The following is a 2,171-nucleotide window of genomic DNA, read 5'->3' on the forward strand; positions in this document are numbered from 1 at the left end:
TCGCGGTCGTCGACCACGGATACGGCGACGCGGCCAAGGGGACGGTGGTGCCCGCCCTGTGCCCCACCACCGGCCGGCGGGCGGTGCTGCGCTTCAACGGGGGAGCGCAGGCCGCGCACAACGTGGTCACCGCGTCCGGCCGGCATCACACGTTCGCGCAGTTCGGCTCCGGAACGTTCCACGGCGTGCCGACCCACCTGACCCGCTTCATGGTGGTGGATCCGCTGGCCCTGGCCGCCGAGGCGGCATCGCTGGGCAACCCCTATCACCTGCTCACGGTGGACGAGGACGCCCTGCTCGCCACTCCGTGGCATCGGGCGGCGAATCGGGCGCGGGAGCGGCGGCGCGGCGGGGAACGGCACGGTTCGTGCGGGATGGGCGTGGGCGAGACGATGGAGTACGCGCTCAGCCATGCCGACGCGCCGCGGGTACGTGACGTTCTCTCACCCTCCCGCCTGCGGTCCCGGCTGGCCGCCGTCGCCGACTTCTACGGCGATGTGCTGCCGCTGGACGCCGTCGTCGACGCCTTCACCGCCTTCGGCCGAGCGGTGTCCGTCGTGGACTCCTCGTATGTGTCACGCCTGCTCCGGGAAGGGCCGTGCGTGTTCGAGGGCGCCCAAGGGGTGTTGCTCGACGAGTGGCGGGGCTGGCACCCGCACACGACGTGGTCGACGACGACCTTCGACAACGTGGCCGCGCTCTGCCCGTCCTTCACGCGGCTCGGGGTGGTCCGCACGTACACGACCCGGCACGGCGCCGGGCCGCTCGTCACCGAGGCGCCGCTGGACCGGCCGGAGGCGCACAACGGCGCGGGGGAGTGGCAGGGCGCCTTCCGGGTCGGCCACTTCGACGCGGTGGCCCACCGGTACGCGGTGGAGGTGGCCGGCGGCGTCGACGGCCTGGCGGTGACCCACCTCGACCGCGTGGCCCCGGCCATGCGGATGGTCACGTCCTACAAGGGCTGGCACCGCATCGTCCCCGGCCCCTTCCGCGACCTCACCTATCAAGCCGCCCTGACCGCACGGCTGGAACGAGCGCGGCCCGGCTCCTCGCACCGCCCGGCCGACTGGTCCGCCGACATCGGGGCCGCCCTCGGAGCGCCGGTGATGCTCGAATCACACGGACCCGCTACCGATGACAAGAAGTTTCGCGGTAGCCTGTAAGTATGCACTTACTTACGATGTTGGAGAAGCAGAAGACGGTGCTGCTGGAGACGCGAAAGCGGGACGGCACCTGGGTGGCGACTCCGGTCAGCGTGGCGGTCGGCGACGGGCACGTGTATTTCCGCACCTGGAACGTGTCGGGCAAGGCCAAGCGGCTCCGGAACTTCCCGGATGAGACCCGGCTCGCCCCGTGCACCCAGACGGGGAAGCCGACGGGAGAGGCGGTGACCGGGACGGCCCGGCTGCTGGATGATGGCGAGGCGACCCGGGCGCGCGCGTTGCTGGCGGCGAAGTATCCGCTGCTGCAGGGCCGGTTCGTGCCCGCGTGGCACCGGCTGCGAGGGTGGACGACGTTGCACTACGAGTGGGAGCCGCACTGAGTACCAAGGACACCATCGTCACCCGGGCCATGGAGCTGTTCGGCCGGCAGGGCTACCACGCCACCACGATCGCGCAGATCGAGGCGGCGGCCGGGCTCTCCGCCGGCGCCGGCGGGCTCTACCGGCACTTCAAGTCCAAACGGGGGGTGCTGGAGGAGGCGTTGCGCCGGCAGGCGTCGGAGACCCGGCCGCTGCTGACGTACCTGGCCGGTGACTTTCCCGAGCTGGCGCCGCGCGACCGGTTCGTCGCCGTGGCCCGGGCCGGCCTGCGGAGGCTGGCCCAGGAGCGCGACATCAACCGGCTGCTGCTGCGCGACCTGGCGTCCTTTCCGGACCTGCTCGAGCAGGTCCGGACGCAGGAGCTGGTGCGGGTGCACGACGCCCTGACCGAGTGGCTGCGCCGGGAGAAACCGCGGGAGCGTGACCATGCCGCGCTGGCCGCCGTGCTCATGTCCGCGGTGTCGCACTACTGGACGCTGGCCGAAGTCTTCGGCGGCACGCACCCGTTCATGACGGAGGACCGTTTCCTCGAGGCGCTCGCCCACCTGGCTTCGTGACGACCTTGTGATCACCGCTGTGATCAGAGGGCACGCAGCGCCTCGACAGGTGACATGCGGGCGGCGCGGGC

The 2,171-nt window shown here is 71.7% G+C and carries 3 protein-coding genes; all 3 read left to right on the forward strand.

Features of this window, described 5'->3' with window-relative positions; all coding sequences use genetic code 11:
- A partial coding sequence (locus AB0M20_RS39625) for an adenylosuccinate synthetase (protein ID WP_364306220.1) occupies positions 1–1,163 on the forward strand: 1,163 nt, incomplete at its 5' end.
- Between the two features lie 2 nt (positions 1,164–1,165).
- Positions 1,166–1,543 carry a PPOX class F420-dependent oxidoreductase gene (locus tag AB0M20_RS39630; RefSeq protein ID WP_364306223.1) on the forward strand — a complete coding sequence of 126 codons (378 nt, stop codon included), beginning with the start codon at positions 1,166–1,168 and terminating at the stop codon, positions 1,541–1,543.
- On the forward strand, positions 1,528–2,100 hold the full coding sequence (locus tag AB0M20_RS39635; RefSeq protein ID WP_364306225.1) for a helix-turn-helix domain-containing protein: 573 nt from the start codon (positions 1,528–1,530) through the stop codon (positions 2,098–2,100). The genes AB0M20_RS39630 and AB0M20_RS39635 overlap by 16 nt, the downstream gene beginning before the upstream one ends.
- Positions 2,101–2,171 lie beyond the last annotated feature (71 nt).

The sequence above is a fragment of the Actinoplanes sp. NPDC051633 genome, from assembly GCF_040681735.1.
Lineage (GTDB): Bacteria > Actinomycetota > Actinomycetes > Mycobacteriales > Micromonosporaceae > Actinoplanes.

What these genes read in the sequence shown, in the direction of transcription:
- AB0M20_RS39630 (WP_364306223.1), top strand. Translation starts at nt 1,166, where the DNA reads ATGCACTTACTTACGATGTTGGAGAAGCAGAAGACGGTGCTGCTGGAG.